Origin of the sequence: Geosporobacter ferrireducens, from assembly GCF_001750685.1 — a bacterium.
In the GTDB taxonomy this organism is placed as follows: Bacteria; Bacillota; Clostridia; order Peptostreptococcales; family Thermotaleaceae; genus Geosporobacter; species Geosporobacter ferrireducens.
The window spans coordinates 194,577-209,110 of record NZ_CP017269.1 but is presented as its reverse complement, the minus strand read 5'-3'; the positions used below and the strand labels follow the sequence as shown (position 1 = coordinate 209,110).

The window sequence follows — 14,534 nt, the reverse complement described above, 5'->3', positions numbered from 1 at the left end:
TGAGGAGAGAAAAATGTGGATAACTTTCGATGGATTCGTCCCAATATGAATTTAGCCCATTTTATACGAGATGGTAATACAACACAACATTATATAATAGCGGAGATCTTGTATTGGACTTCAAGCATTATGCTGAGCAGTTCTATGTCGGAGCTGAAAATTTGATGGAATTTCTTCTGGGAGAGGCCTCAAGTAAGGGGGATATCGCTAAACTGGACTTGTGGTATTTTGCAATTGTATATTTATATCGGCAAAGCTTGGAGCTGCTTTTAAAATCGACACTCTTTCAATATATTGTGAATATTGAAGATAGGAAAAAAGCTGTTGGAAGTATTAGACACGATCTTGCACAAGGATTGGAATTATTGCTTAATAGCATACCTGAAGTTGATAAAAGCCAAGGGCACGATGCGATAATTTGGTTAAGCAGTTTTTTTGCGGATATATCGCGTGTTGACAGGGAATCTGATATGTTTAGATATCCCTTTGGAAATAATATGAAAGTCCTTTTTGAAAGGCAGACACACATTTCTTTAGTTGCCACACAAGTAAACATGAAAACCGCCTTTTCTATCATGAAAGATATAAATGAAAAAGGATATTCATTTATAGGAAATCATATAGCTTATGAACCGAGGTTGATTATTGAAGGTGGATCATATTATGAACAAAGTGTAGTGGGATACAAATACTCCGAAAGAAAGTTTTATCCGTATTTTTCCTCATATGAAGAAGCGGCGAAGCATTTAGAGAATGAAATTAAGAAAAACCATAATTCGGTATTATTTCTTCCAATGTGCTATTTATTTAGGAATGCAGTAGAATTGGGTTTGAAAAGAATTATTTTGGAAGATAGTCATATTCCATATGATGGTGCTATGAAAAAGATTAAAAGAAAGAAACATAGCTTGATTGGTCTATGGAACTGCATTTCTGAAGAACTTGAGAAGTATGCCAATGCACCGGATGACGATACAACATTAATTGATACAGAAAAATACATACAGAAATTTCATAATTTTGATCAAGAATCTGATATATTTAGATATCCAGTAAACAAGAAATTATTACCATACTTTAGTAATGGACAAACCTTTGATATGTTAAATATAGCAGGGTGCTTTCATGAGTTATGTAATTCTTTAGATGTTTTTGATAGTATGCTTTCAGAAATAAAACAAATTGAATTAGAAAATGCTTAGTGAAATGAGTTACTATAGTGACTATTAAATTTCATTGAAAAGAAAGTATTTTATAATAAATATTGTAGAAAAATGCGAGGAAGTGAGTAATATGCCATCGGTAAGAACCTATAATCTTGATGCAATAGATATATCTGGAATTCGGGCACTACTTTGGGAGGCATTGAGTTTGAAATGGGCGAAGGAGGGCCATTATCCTGTTCATTCAAACTACAGAGTAAAATATGATGATATCTGTATTTCAATTGCAGAATTAGCAGCAAAAAAGAATATTATTCAAAATCCCCCTATTCCACAAATGCAACCCTTTACAAGAGAAATATCTGCCCTTTCCAAGCAGAGAATAGGAATTGTCATTTGGGAATTAGTGTGCCAGCAAATTTTATATATAGATTTAACGCAAAGCAGTTATTCTGGAAATCATGGCTTTGTTTTTGACATTACCGAATATGGGCAAAAAGTACTTGCAAATGGAAAACCGATTCCTCATGACCCTGACGGATATTTAGATTACTTAAGACATGAAATTCCAGATATTGATAGTGTTATCTATACATATGTAGCGGAAAGTATCCATGCATATAATACCAATTTGCTTTTATCTGCCACAACTGCAATTGGATGTGCATCTGAAAAAGCGCTCCTACTTTTAATTGAGGCTTACATCCCATTCTTGCCTACAAAAAAGGAACAAACAAGTTTTGTGCAAAAAACAAAAGGTAGATTTATAAAAAATCAGTTTGAAGAATTTCAAAAAAGTTTAGGAGGTCAAAAGGGTCGTATTGATAGGGAGTTGGTTGATGGTATTGATATAATAATCAGCGGGATATTTGAGTTGCTAAGGCAAAATAGAAATAGCGTGGGACATCCTACAGGGAAACAAATGAAAAAAGAAAATGTATATGCTTCCTTACAAATTTTTATTACTTATTGCAAACGGATTTACGCACTCATGGAATTTTTCAAAAGTAATTATTGTACTACAAATAACATTAAAACCGTATCCATATAATCTGGTATATTGATAATTCCAATTCAAAATGAAAGAGGTGATTAATTATGGAAGGAAAGTGCAAATGTATTATTTGCGGTGAAATAAAGGAAAGCACCGAAGAACACATAATCCCAAAATCGCTTGGAAATAATGAGCTTAAAATCTTTTTTGTGTGTAAAGAATGCAATTCAGGTTTAGGAACTCATGTTGATAATTACTTGGTAAATCATAGACTTATACAAATCATACGACAAAATTTAAAATTGAAAGGTCAAAGTGGGCAAATACCTAATCCATTCAAAGAAGGAAGAGATAAAGAGGGGAATATTATTCGTGTTGATAATCTTTTTGTTCCGTCAGTAGTTCCAAAAGTGGAGCAGCAGGGCAATAGACTGCGTGTTTTTGCTCCAACCTATGAACAAGCAGTTGAACTAGTAACAAAAAAACTCAAGCGCATGGGATATACTGATGAAAAAATACAAGAGTGTCTAAATACTATTCCATCTGATCTAAAAAGCAAGAGTTTTCAGCCAGAGATTGAATATGATGCCACCATTGATTTTAATAGATTCTTCTTGGCGGCATTAAAAATTGCTTATGAATATGGATATTATAAACTTGGAGAAACATTCTATGCCGATGAAACTGCACAAAGAATTCGTAAAATCCTTTATAAGGCTACAAAAGGTAATTTTGATGAAAAATATGACAAGGTTATGCTTTTACCACCAGACTTTTCCGAGTTGCTAAAGCCAGCTCAAAATATGTATTGCCATATGCTTGTCCTACATAAGGATATTGAAAATCGCTTACTTGTTCATATAATACTTTTTTTAAGCTCTGCATTTTCATTTAGTGTTTGCATATCTGATGATGCCTCAAAATATAAAATCCATCAAGATTGTATTACAGAGATAATTCTAATTAACTCATAAATGAATTAATATTTTATTTGCTTGCGTTATGCCCTCATTATCACCATATATTGAAATATTCAAGCTGGTGGGGATGAACCCTTTTTCCTGTTTATCAATAATGTAACTGATCAGTTTATTTATAGCTCGAAATTCTGCTTCAACATTATTATGAGATTGAATAACCTTCAAGGACTTCAGAATTAACTTATCATTAGTTCTTTTTATGAGAATGGCTATAACAGCTTTTTTCTGTTCTCCATGAAAACTTGCGTCAAAAAAACATCTGATATTCATAATGCTCTCCATTTATTAAACATTAAGAAAGTCTTTTAGTTCATCATAATGGGATACGAAAATGACTCGTGCAAAAACTGCAATAGAAAATTTTAGTATCTGAGAGTCGTTTAAACACACCTTGCTTTTTATTTGATTACTTTTAGCTTGATTTCCTGATGATTTACTTGTTCTGTCAGTTTATCAACTTTTTCTCACAGATCATTAATACCTTCGATACTTTGCTGATATCCATCATACAAGGCTTTATTATCATTCCTGATTTTGCTTTCCATTTTCGTCATGTTTTGATTTGCTTTTTCAAATTTCAAAACATAAAACACTTGTCTTTTCAAGACACAAATTCTATGAGTTTTGAGGTAAAGAAAAGCCATATGAAATTTGAGAATCATTGATTGCAAAAGGGGTCGTTACAGCCATTTTTCATATCAAAGAATTGAATTCACTTAAGCTAATGAATATTAGCGTATTGATTAAGGTTAAATCCTTACTATTTTTACACTGATATGAAGAGGAAAATGAGTAATCTTTTATATACTCTACAAATTTAGACAAAATTTTTCGACATTCCCCCATATAATATAGCTTAAGAAAATAATGCCGTAATATAGTTTGGGTTTATAAATTTACTTTGTAATAGGGTGAGAATATATGGCGAATATGATACCGAGCAAAATATCAGAATCAGCAACTGATGGAGAAATAAAGGTGTATGAGTTGTTAGAAAAATATTTACCAGAAGATTATATGGTTTGGGTAGAGTTAAATATAAAAGGAAATTATCCTGACTTTGTGGTAGTTGGCCCAGACCTAGGCATTATGGTACTAGAGGTCAAAGATTGGGATTTAAATTATATAAAAAAGATAAATAAAAAAGAAATAGAGCTGTCTGATGGAACTGTTAAGGCAAATCCCTGGGATCAAAGTTGGAGATATTGCATGAGTATACTTAATGAGGTGAAACGATCAGATAAGTTCTATAAAGATAAGCTTAAAGATTTGATAGAATTTCCTTGTAACCATGCAATCGTGTTTCCAAACATTTATCAAGCAGAGTTTGAGCAGAGTATCACAGATACAAAAGTATTGGAATCTAAATACGTACTTTTTGGAGATGAAATCAATAATTTGCTCAGAACTAGGAGTGAAAAGAAACTGGTTGAAAAACTCAAAAAAATGATGCAACGTGATTTCGGAGGAGATTTTTTCATAACAAGTGATAAGATGCGAGAGATTAGAAGGCTATTATATCCAGAGGTCATTATTAGTAAAAAGAAGGACGGAACCATCCGAACGATGGATGCAAAGCAGGAAGAATTAGCTAGAGGAATGAATTATGGAAACGTAATTATCAAAGGAGTGGCAGGTAGCGGAAAGACAGTCATATTAACTGCTAGAGCAAAATACTTGGCTAATAAGCATGCAGATTGGAATATATTGGTTTTATGCTATAATGTAACACTCTGCAAATACTTAAGGACGGAAGTTTTTAACAGTGAAACAAATATTAAAGTCATGCATTTTCACGGATTCTTTGAGGAGAATTGTATCACTCTAAATATCGATTATAATAAGAATAAAATAGCAGAGATTATCAGCAAGCTAACAAATGGACAATATAGCAGATTGGCAAGATATGATGCAATACTGGTAGATGAAGGGCAGGATTTTGAAAAAAGTTGGTTAGAGTTTCTTTTCAAATTATTAAATGGATCGACTGATAATCATTTTCTCCTAACCTCCGACGGGGCGCAAAATCTTTACGGTAGGGAATATTTCCTTTCAGATATTGGCGTACAGGCTGAAGAGATCGATATACTTCAAAATAATTATAGAAATACTGAGCAGATCTTGATGTTTGCCTATGGGTTTTTAACAGATGAGACAGAGGTACCTATAGATAAGAGTTTGGATAAAGCCAATAATAATTTTATTACAGATCCAAAGCGAATATATAGGAAAGGACCTGTACCAAATATAAAAAAATGTACTAATTTCAATGAGGAAATCAACGCTGCAATAGACAAAATAAAAGATTTAAATAATCAAGGCATTCCTTATGATGAGATTGCTGTAGTTGCAGCAAAAAAAGATGATGTCAATAATTTATATAATGAGATTAAAAAAACTTTAAAAGTTACAAACGTTCGTAATGAAGATACAGAAGTCCTTAAAGAAAACTCAGTAAAAATATCAACCTTGCATAGTATAAAGGGCTTAGATTATGCTGCAGTAATTATCTGTGGACTTAACGAATTTCCAGGTGTAGACGAGCCAATTACTGATTGGATGAAACGTATGAAGAAAGCTATCTACGTGGGACTAACACGCGCTAAAGACGAAGTTTATATATACTACAGCAAAGAAAATCTATTTACTATAGCTTTAGAACGGGCTCGTAAAATTGTTTTGGAGTCTAAGGAACTATACCATATGAGTAGTCGCGCGATCGGACATGAATGGCAGCGGATTGAAGAAGAATGGATTGTAATAAAAAACAAAAATAAAGAAATAGGAGAAGCTAAGACGACGCTTATAAGGTTAGAAAGCCATTTGGAGTCCAGCAGACAAGAACTAGAATCGGAAAAATATTTGATAAAAACCAAGCTTAATGAGATAGAAGAGAAATTGAGAGAGTTAAAGAATGAGAAAAGTGATCTTGAGGCCGAGAAGATAAGATTGAAAAACTGGCATAATCAATTGAATATGCAGCAAGCAGAAACAGAAAAAAAGAGCAATAGAAAAAGAACCGGAAACATAAGAAATTTCTTTAAAAAGCTATTTATTTATGGAATATTAACGTTAGCAGTAGTACTTTTTATTGGTAAAGACATTAACAGTTTAGGAGATTTATTTGACAGAGAATATCTTAAAAATGAATATATGAAAAATGAAATGAGGATGCAGTTGGTTGTAGGTGAGTACCCGAAAGGATATAAGGGGACTTACATAAAGGTCAGCGCGAAAAAAGATGATAATATATCAGGTACATTTAAAAAAGATACCAAAATAGAATTCTATCAAGATAATAGAGTAGTAATAATCTATCCGGATTCTAAAGAAGAAGAACATTTTTTCTCAAATAATATTGTTAAGGTTGAGGTGGCCAATGTATTTACAGAGATCTATCACAAAGATCAAGTCTACAAAGGAAGGATAATTTTTGACTATAACTTTGCTGAAGATGTGATAGTTAAGTAAGTGGAGCTGGTTTTTAAGTTGGCTAAGAGAAAATTTTAAGGTTAGAACGAAACAGGAGTGAGAGATTTTGGGTTCTCGCTCTTTTCATTTGTGACAAATTTTTATTGTCGAAACTCGCTATCAAAACCTGTAACTTATAGGGAGGATAATGCTATTTAAAAGAGAAATTTGAAATTTAACAAGAAAGCAATGATGTCTATAATGGGAGGTTGGAATATCGTGATTATAGTAGTTAAAGTCAGGTCAACTTATTAAAAAAGTTTACAACATAATATGATGAATCGTACCATAAGTAACAGCATATTTTGTAAAATATGGTAGATTAACCTTTCAAATATTCATTCGAGGAGGGTAGAAATACTTATGAGTAATCCTATAGATTTATTAAAAGAAACTGAGTTGTGGATTTGTTTAAACTCAATTAATAAAAAGTATTCGGAAAATGCATTAATATTTTTGGAAAGAATTAATCCCTTACTTGGTTCGATTGTCGTTTTTTTCCATTCTACACCCAAGACGATTCTATTCATGTGAGAGAGGTTATAAAGAGAATTGAACAGATTGTACATCTAGAATGTCTAATTTCTAATACTTCACGATCTTTTACAGCCACCGAGGTATTTTTACTTATCATCTCGTCTTATGCTCATGATTTGGGAATGGCTGTTTTTCCAGGAGAGGAAATCCGGCTATGAGAACAATTTGAATTGGAAGATCGATTCTTCTCTATCTCAATATTTAAGAGATAATCACTCAAAAAGAGGATTAGTATATATTTTTATTATTTGTATAAGGGTTTTATTTTCAGATTGTCAATACAAAATAGGGGGAATAAATGTATGTTAGCTAGCAAAATTATAAAAGAATATGATGAAGTCTTTGGCATGAAAAAGCAAGTTACAGATTATTTGAAATTGAATAAATTTGGGTTTATATTTTCTATAATATTTATTGTTGTTACTTCTATTTTATTTGTAAAAGTCTTTGAAAAAGCCAGCGTTTTGACACGGTTAATTGCTTTTATACTATATATCACTGCCATTTTCGTTGGCAGGGAAGTTTTGAAAAAATCAATAATTAAAAGATATGGAACTCTTTTTAACTTTGAAAAGCATAAAAGAGAATCTTTTAGAAAAAAACTAGAAGAGCTCAATATTAAGAATAGAGAACACTATGAAGTTTTAGATGAGTTGTTAAAAAAAGAAATTGAACTAGAAGAAGACACTAGGAAATTTCCGTTTTTAAATATTTTATCACAACTAGGTACAGCACTCATTATTACAGTATTTTTAGGATTGAGTATTCAGCTAATGGTTGATGGGTACGAAGCGCAGGCAGCAAAGTTGATGATAGTATATGTAGTGATAATAGCGGGACTATCGATATTTTCATCTTTTATATATGGCCTTAGAGATTTTACACGAAGTTATAAACTAAAACAAATAAGCAAGCTTGTTAGTGAGCTAAAGCTATTAAAAATCATAAATACAAAGGATTAATTTCAATGATATTTTGCTTCAATAATAGGATTCGCTCTAAATAATGAATAATATTAAAAAATAATTAGTGTATCGATGTCAGAAAATCCCCTGTAAGTGAGGGCAATTATTTTTTTCCGAGAATGTCTAAAGTTCTGTGTAAATGATAAAAATCATCACTAAAGGAAATGATCATTTATGCAAAACTATGAAAATATGACGATTAAGGAATTAGTTCTAAGCTGTAATTCTGTAGAAGATGAATAATCTAGATAGTTTTGAGTCAAAATTGAGCCACCATTCCGGAGGTGAGCCGTTTTGATAAATGTCCTCTAGAATGTAGATATACACTAGATTTAGTACAAATTGATTCTAAAGGAGGTCAGCATGATGACCAAATATCGTGAAAGAAAGCTCTTCTCTCTCCTATCACCTATGGATATACTCTAAATCAGGCTGTTGCCTAGGCGTACCTGAGAGGGAGTTGAGCCACAACTGCTATGGAGCGAATACTGTGAGTCGCGTCATCTTAGCAATGAGCTTCCGCTCATGTATTCTCACTTTTGCTACCACTATCAAAAGTTCGCAGAACGAAATTGGGCAACTTACACATTACTCGAAAACCTGGACAACAGATTGCTGTAGACTGGACTGGTCAAACTTCTGCCATCATTGACAGAGATACGGGTGAAATTATCCCCAGTGTATATTTTCGTATATCGTGCTTTCCTACAGCCAGCATGCCCTATGTAGACGCATTTTTAATACAAAATCAAGAAAGTTGGATTGTTGCTTATATTAACATGTACTAATATTCCAGAGGCGTTGCTCGCATTCTCATTCCGGATAACTTAAAAACCTGTGTTGAGCGAGTCATTTAGTATACTTCAATGATTTGAAAAAACTATCATGAGATGGCGGAGTGCTATAATACATCCATCATTCTAGCCCCGTCCAAGAACACCTAAGGACAAGCTTGGCCCGTAGCACTGTGTAAGAAAAAGTTTTTAACCCTATAGGAGTCAAACAAGACTAATCGTGAAAAGTTAGTGGTATTTAATGAAAAATCCTTCCAAAAGAAAGAAGGTAGCAAAGCCAATATCTTTATTGCCAAAGAAAAACCTTTGCTGTTACCGCTACCTCTATTTCCTTATGAACTAGCAACTCGGAAACAAGCCACTATTTAGCTTAATTATCACATGCCCATAGAAAAAATGCATTGCTCTTGTGCCAATGAATATATCAAACATAAGGTGGATGTTAAGATAACACGCAATGTAATTGAAGTTTTTTACCATAATCACAGGATCTGCTTTCATCCAACGTCATATGCTAGTGTAGGTCAGCGCAGTAGAATATCAGCGGAGATGGTCAGCAAGATCACTGAAAGGCTAATCGCTGAGATTAAAGAATGGTAAAACAGATTTCCTAGAATTTATCACTATATCCCCTCTACTATAGAGGGTTTTTTATTTGATTTGATTATAATTTGGGTAAATATTTAGAAAAATGTTGCTTTTTTGAAAAAATAGTATTTAAATAATATTATAGGAAAAAAATGTAATTATTTGCTTTGATAATTTGACTATATATAATGAAGAAATTTATTTACTATTATCCTGGTAACCAATAGATTTGTAAATTTTCCTTAAAGAAGCATTATCTTGACACTTGATTCGACCATTCTCGTAATCTTTAATTGTTGATTTATTTAGACTACACAATCGTGCGAGCTGTTCTTGTGTTAGACAGGTCATAAGCCTGTATTTTTTAATTATCTCTCCTATAGAGTCTTCGGACAAATTATCTAGTTGAAGTAAATACTGCGTATCTGTTTTTAGAACTTTACATATTCCTTTTAGACTAGATATATATGGTTCTGTTTTACCATTTTCTATATTGCTTAATGTTTGGGGAGAAATGCCACTACTATGAGCTAGTTCTTTTATTGACAAATTCATTATCTTCCTTAATTTTGTGAGCCGTTGCCCTAATGTGTCTTCTGGTAACTCATTGTAACTATTAATCTGACACTGAATTTTTATTACCTTGTGTTTTGCTGACACGTCCTTGTCCATGCGGATACTATGGAGATGTAAGCCACTCTTGCAGTTGTACGCCGCAGCAAATAAAAAAATATTTGTCAAAAATCTCAGGGCCTCTTTTAGATCGAATTGATATGCACGTAGAGGTCTTTCCCGTAAAATATAAGGAACTCGAGAATGACAGCATAACGAAGAATTCCTTAGAAATAAAAAAGGACGTAAATTTTGCGAAAGAAATACAGGCAGAGAGATATAGAAAAGAGTCCATTGTTTTTAATTCACAATTAAAGCCAAGTCAGATTAGAAAATACTGCAAATTGGGAGCAGAAGAAAAAAGGTTAATGGAGGAGGCATTTCATAAGCTGGGATTAAGTGCCAGAGCTTATAATAGGATCATAAAGCTAAGCAGAACCATTGCAGATTTGGCAGGAAGTGAACACATTGAAACAGAACATCTGGCAGAAGCAATACAATACAGAAACCTGGATAGGAAATTTTGGAATTTATGATAAAAGGTTAGAGGATGATAGGCATGAAGGAAGAAAATGTATATATCCACTGGCTTCATAGCATTGAAGGCGTTGGACAAAAGAATCTTAAGAAACTGATGACAGCTTTTCAGTGTGGGAAGAACATATTTGATGCTTCCGAACGTCAACTGAAAAAAGTAGAAGGAATAAATCAAAGGATCATTCATAACATATTAGAAAACAAATCCCAAGAACAATTACAACGGATTAGAGATAGGATATCTCAGCTGGGGATAATTTCTAAATATATGGGTGATGAGGGGTATCCCGAAAGCCTTAAGAATATTTATGATCCCCCTTTTATACTGCACATGCGCGGCAATCTCTTTGAACAGGACATTAGGGCAGTTGCTATAGTAGGTGCAAGAAAAGCCAGTGCTTACGGTAAATGGGCAGCTTACAAACTGGCAGGAGAGTTGGCTCAAAGAGGTATTGTGGTTGTTAGCGGAATGGCATATGGGATAGATACTGCTGCGCACAAAGGCGCATTAGATGCAGGGGGGAGAACCATTGCAGTCCTAGGCTGCGGTGTTGATATTTGTTATCCCAAAACGAATTATCAACTGATGGAGGAAATTGCTGCAAAGGGGGCAGTAATTTCTGAATATGCCCTTGGAACAGAACCCATTTCAGGCAATTTTCCTGCAAGAAACCGCATTATTAGCGGACTGTCTAAAGGTGTAGTTGTTGTTGAAGCGGGATTGAAGAGTGGATCCCTCATTACGGCTGAGATGGCATTGGAACAAGGTCGGGAAGTATTTGCTGTTCCTGGAAATATCAATAACACAATGAGTGCCGGCTCAAATAAATTAATTCAAGAGGGTGCAAAATTAGTGGCCTCAGTAGAGGACATTCTATGCGAGTTAGACATTGTACCGGAGACAATCACAGAAAAAGTTGCGATAAACCTTAGTGAAACTGAAGGGAAAGTCTATGAGAAAATATTGGAAAGACAGCCGGTTCATTTTGAAGCTTTAAGCAGTATGCTAGGAATGGATGTTCATAAAATTAGTAGTATCATTACAATTTTACAGATTAAGGGATTGATTGAACAATTACCGGGAAAAATACTCATTATAAAATAATTTTACATTAATATTTTGAAATTTACGATACATTCTGATATAATAACTATTGCTTTTAATAAATGGGGGTGGAATTGTGGCAAAATCTCTCGTTATTGTGGAATCTCCCGCTAAGGCCAAAACGATTGGCAAGTTTTTAGGTAAAAACTATAAGGTGGTAGCCTCCGTTGGTCATGTAAGAGATTTACCCAAAAGTAAAATGGGTATAGATATAGAAAATAAATTTGAACCACATTATATTACAATCCGGGGAAAAGGTTCAATTATACAAGAATTGAAAAAAGAGGGGAAAAAAGCAAAAAAAATTCTGCTTGCAACCGACCCTGACCGGGAAGGAGAGGCAATTTCTTGGCATTTGGCACATATTCTTTCTGTAGATGAAACAGAAAAGTGTAGAATTGAATTCCATGAAATTACTGAAACCGCTATTAAAAATGCCGTTAAAAAGCCTAGAACCATTGACAAAAACTTAGTAGATGCACAGCAGGCTAGAAGAGTATTAGACCGATTGGTGGGGTATAGCATTAGTCCATTACTATGGAGAAAAATACGGAAGGGACTCAGTGCTGGAAGAGTACAGTCTGTTGCAACAAAACTGATTTGTGACCGGGAAAAAGAGATAGAAAAATTTATACCACAAGAATATTGGAGTATTCTCGTTACTTTGTCCGATCAAGAGAACCAAGAAGCTTTTGATGCAAAATTTTATGGTAATGCCGAAGGTAAGCTTGAATTAAACAATAAAGGTGAAGTAGATGAGATCTTAAATAAGATAGCCAGCCGGCCTTATACTGTAACAGATGTAAAGCAGCGGGAAAAGAAAAGAAATCCTTATCCGCCCTTTATCACGAGCAGCTTGCAGCAGGAAGCTGCCAACCGTCTAGGTTACTCGACGAAGAAAACGATGATGATCGCTCAACAGCTTTATGAAGGAATCGATTTGGAAGATGAAGGATCAGTGGGCTTAGTTACATACATAAGAACCGACTCTACCCGTATCTCTGAAGAAGTGAAGAAATCCACCAAAGAATATATTCTTAAGCATTTTTCTGAAGCATATTTATCTAAAGAAGAGAAGGAATTCAAAGCCTCTAAAGATGCGCAAGACGCCCATGAAGCCATACGGCCTACTTCAATTGAAAGAGAGCCCGATAGGATCAGAGCCTCTCTTAGCAATGAACAATACCAGCTGTATAAATTGATTTGGGAGCGTTTTCTTGCCAGTCAAATGTCTGCAGCAGTATATGATACCTATTCGGTAGAAATTCAAAATGGTGATTACATTTTTAAAGCTTCGGGGTCAAAACTGGTTTTCGATGGTTTTCTCAAGGTTTACACTTATGCTTCTGTTTCAGATAATAAGATACCGGCAGTAATCGCGAACCAAGTTTTATCACAAAAAGAGATTGTACCGAAGCAGCATTTTACGCAGCCCCCGCCTCGATTTACCGAGGCAACTCTGGTAAAGGAACTGGAGGATAAAGGAATCGGCAGGCCCAGTACTTACGCCCCTATTATCTCTACGATTCTAAGCCGTGGATATGTGGAAAAGGAAAGTAAGGCATTTAAGCCTACAGAGTTGGGTGTCATTGTTAACGACCTACTGGAAGAATATTTTAAAGATATTGTGGATGAGTATTTTACTGCTGAGCTGGAAAAACAGCTGGATCAAATCGAAGAGGCAAAACTGGATTGGATTAAGGTGATTGATGATTTTTATAATTCTTTTGCACCATCCTTACAGCATGCAGAAGAGGAAATTGAAAAAATTGAACTGGTAGAAGAAGTTACTGATGAGATTTGCGAAGAATGTGGAAAAAATATGGTGATAAAGTATGGAAAATTTGGAAAATTCCTAGCTTGTTCAGGGTATCCTGAATGTCAGCATACTAGGCCGCTGGTACATAAGATTGGTGTAGCTTGTCCAAAATGTGGCGGAGATTTGTTAGAAAGACGATCCAAAAAGGGAAGACTTTTTTATGGCTGCGGCAGTTTCCCTAAATGTAATTTTATGTTATGGAATAAGCCTGTTGATGAAAAATGTCCTGAGTGTACGGCGCTGTTAGCTGAAAAAACCACGAAAAAGGGAACATTTATCCAGTGTACCAATAAAGAATGCAAATATAAAAGAGCAGTAGAAAAAGATGAGTAAAAGTACCTATTATCATAATATTCAAAAATATTCCTTGAATAGTATTGTAAAATGTGATAATATTTTCTTGTTTGCCCAATTGAAAAGAAAGAGGTGAAACCAATGTTTCACGGGACCACCATCGTGGCTGTACGAAGAAGCCCTCATGATATCGCCATTGGCGGTGACGGGCAAGTAACCTTCGGGGAAAAGATGATTATGAAGCATACCGCCAAGAAAGTAAGAAAGTTATATAACAACCATGTGCTGGTTGGATTTGCCGGATCAGTTGCGGATGCTTTTACACTGACAGAAAAATTCGAAGCCAAACTGGAACAGCATAGTGGGAATTTAAAGAGAGCGGCAGTAGAACTTGCCCAAGAATGGCGTCAGGATAAGATTCTAAGAAAGCTGGAAGCAATGATGCTTGCGGTAGATCATGAAACACTTTTGCTGATTTCTGGAAATGGGGAAATTATTGAACCGGATGATGGTTTTATTGCTATTGGCTCAGGGGGTGCCTATGCATTGGCAGCAGCAAATGCATTATATAAACATACAAATCTTGCTGCAAAAGATATTGTAAAGGAATCGTTAGAAATCGCTGCTTCCATCTGTGTATATACCAACGACAATATAACTGTTGAAACCCTTTAG

At 34.4% G+C, this 14,534-nt stretch carries 12 protein-coding genes and 1 pseudogene; 11 read left to right on the top strand and 2 right to left on the bottom strand.

Annotation, left to right across the window (positions count from 1 at the left end; all coding sequences use genetic code 11):
• The first annotated feature begins 113 nt into the window (after positions 1-113).
• The 3 genes from Gferi_RS01065 (at position 114) to Gferi_RS01055 (ending at position 3,131) form a co-directional block, all read left to right on the top strand.
• Complete coding sequence (locus tag Gferi_RS01065; RefSeq protein WP_236932676.1) at positions 114-1,202, top strand: hypothetical protein; 1,089 nt, start codon at positions 114-116, stop codon at positions 1,200-1,202.
• Positions 1,203-1,293: 91 nt separating this feature from the next.
• A complete protein-coding gene (locus Gferi_RS01060) occupies positions 1,294-2,214 on the top strand; it encodes a hypothetical protein (protein ID WP_069973852.1) in 921 nt (306 codons plus the stop codon).
• 47 nt (positions 2,215-2,261) lie between these two features.
• Positions 2,262-3,131 carry a DUF2197 domain-containing protein gene (locus Gferi_RS01055; RefSeq protein ID WP_069973851.1) on the top strand — a complete coding sequence of 290 codons (870 nt, stop codon included), beginning with the start codon at positions 2,262-2,264 and terminating at the stop codon, positions 3,129-3,131.
• Here the strand turns inward: Gferi_RS01055 and Gferi_RS01050 are convergent.
• The gene (locus Gferi_RS01050) at positions 3,126-3,407 is read right to left on the bottom strand and encodes a ribonuclease H family protein (protein WP_069973850.1); all 282 of its coding nucleotides are present in this window, start codon (positions 3,405-3,407) and stop codon (positions 3,126-3,128) included. The two genes, Gferi_RS01055 and Gferi_RS01050, sit on opposite strands and share 6 nt — an antisense overlap.
• A gap of 717 nt (positions 3,408-4,124) precedes the next feature.
• Between Gferi_RS01050 and Gferi_RS01045 the strand changes: the two genes are divergently transcribed.
• From Gferi_RS01045 to Gferi_RS01040, 3 genes are all read left to right on the top strand, one after another.
• Positions 4,125-6,608, top strand: coding sequence for a 3'-5' exonuclease (locus tag Gferi_RS01045; protein WP_169832948.1), 2,484 nt, complete (start codon positions 4,125-4,127; stop codon positions 6,606-6,608).
• Positions 6,609-7,138: 530 nt separating this feature from the next.
• Entirely contained in the window at positions 7,139-7,303 is a 165-nt protein-coding gene (locus tag Gferi_RS29580; RefSeq protein WP_456297972.1) for an HD domain-containing protein, read from the top strand.
• Between the two features lie 144 nt (positions 7,304-7,447).
• Positions 7,448-8,107 carry a hypothetical protein gene (locus tag Gferi_RS01040; RefSeq protein ID WP_069973848.1) on the top strand — a complete coding sequence of 220 codons (660 nt, stop codon included), beginning with the start codon at positions 7,448-7,450 and terminating at the stop codon, positions 8,105-8,107.
• Between the two features lie 1,583 nt (positions 8,108-9,690).
• On the opposite strand, the gene Gferi_RS01035 is transcribed toward Gferi_RS01040, so the two are convergent.
• The gene (locus Gferi_RS01035) at positions 9,691-10,041 is read right to left on the bottom strand and encodes a helix-turn-helix domain-containing protein (RefSeq protein WP_169832947.1); all 351 of its coding nucleotides are present in this window, start codon (positions 10,039-10,041) and stop codon (positions 9,691-9,693) included.
• 101 nt (positions 10,042-10,142) lie between these two features.
• Here Gferi_RS01035 and Gferi_RS29345 point away from each other — a divergent pair.
• The 5 genes and pseudogenes from Gferi_RS29345 to hslV form a co-directional block, all read left to right on the top strand.
• Positions 10,143-10,241 (top strand): annotated as a pseudogene (locus Gferi_RS29345) (ATP-binding protein); the annotation flags it as partial.
• A gap of 24 nt (positions 10,242-10,265) precedes the next feature.
• Positions 10,266-10,640 (top strand): magnesium chelatase subunit ChlI family protein, encoded by a 375-nt coding sequence (locus Gferi_RS01030; RefSeq protein WP_069973846.1) that lies wholly within the window; start codon positions 10,266-10,268, stop codon positions 10,638-10,640.
• 23 nt (positions 10,641-10,663) lie between these two features.
• Positions 10,664-11,746: a DNA-processing protein DprA gene (gene dprA / locus Gferi_RS01025; protein ID WP_069973845.1), complete on the top strand. Its 1,083-nt coding sequence runs from the start codon at positions 10,664-10,666 to the stop codon at positions 11,744-11,746.
• A gap of 76 nt (positions 11,747-11,822) precedes the next feature.
• Positions 11,823-13,898 carry a type I DNA topoisomerase gene (topA, locus tag Gferi_RS01020; RefSeq protein WP_069973844.1) on the top strand — a complete coding sequence of 692 codons (2,076 nt, stop codon included), beginning with the start codon at positions 11,823-11,825 and terminating at the stop codon, positions 13,896-13,898.
• A gap of 102 nt (positions 13,899-14,000) precedes the next feature.
• Positions 14,001-14,534 carry an ATP-dependent protease subunit HslV gene (gene hslV, locus Gferi_RS01015; protein WP_069973843.1) on the top strand — a complete coding sequence of 178 codons (534 nt, stop codon included), beginning with the start codon at positions 14,001-14,003 and terminating at the stop codon, positions 14,532-14,534.

Bases quoted from the DNA above. Each gene is read 5' to 3' on its own strand.
- Gferi_RS01060 (WP_069973852.1), top strand. From the start codon at position 1,294: ATGCCATCGGTAAGAACCTATAATCTTGATGCAATAGATATATCTGGA.
- Gferi_RS01055 (WP_069973851.1), top strand. From the start codon at position 2,262: ATGGAAGGAAAGTGCAAATGTATTATTTGCGGTGAAATAAAGGAAAGC.
- Gferi_RS01050 (WP_069973850.1), bottom strand. From the start codon at position 3,407: ATGAATATCAGATGTTTTTTTGACGCAAGTTTTCATGGAGAACAGAAA.
- Gferi_RS01040 (WP_069973848.1), top strand. From the start codon at position 7,448: ATGTTAGCTAGCAAAATTATAAAAGAATATGATGAAGTCTTTGGCATG.
- Gferi_RS01030 (WP_069973846.1), top strand. From the start codon at position 10,266: ATGCACGTAGAGGTCTTTCCCGTAAAATATAAGGAACTCGAGAATGAC.
- dprA (WP_069973845.1), top strand. From the start codon at position 10,664: ATGAAGGAAGAAAATGTATATATCCACTGGCTTCATAGCATTGAAGGC.
- hslV (WP_069973843.1), top strand. From the start codon at position 14,001: ATGTTTCACGGGACCACCATCGTGGCTGTACGAAGAAGCCCTCATGAT.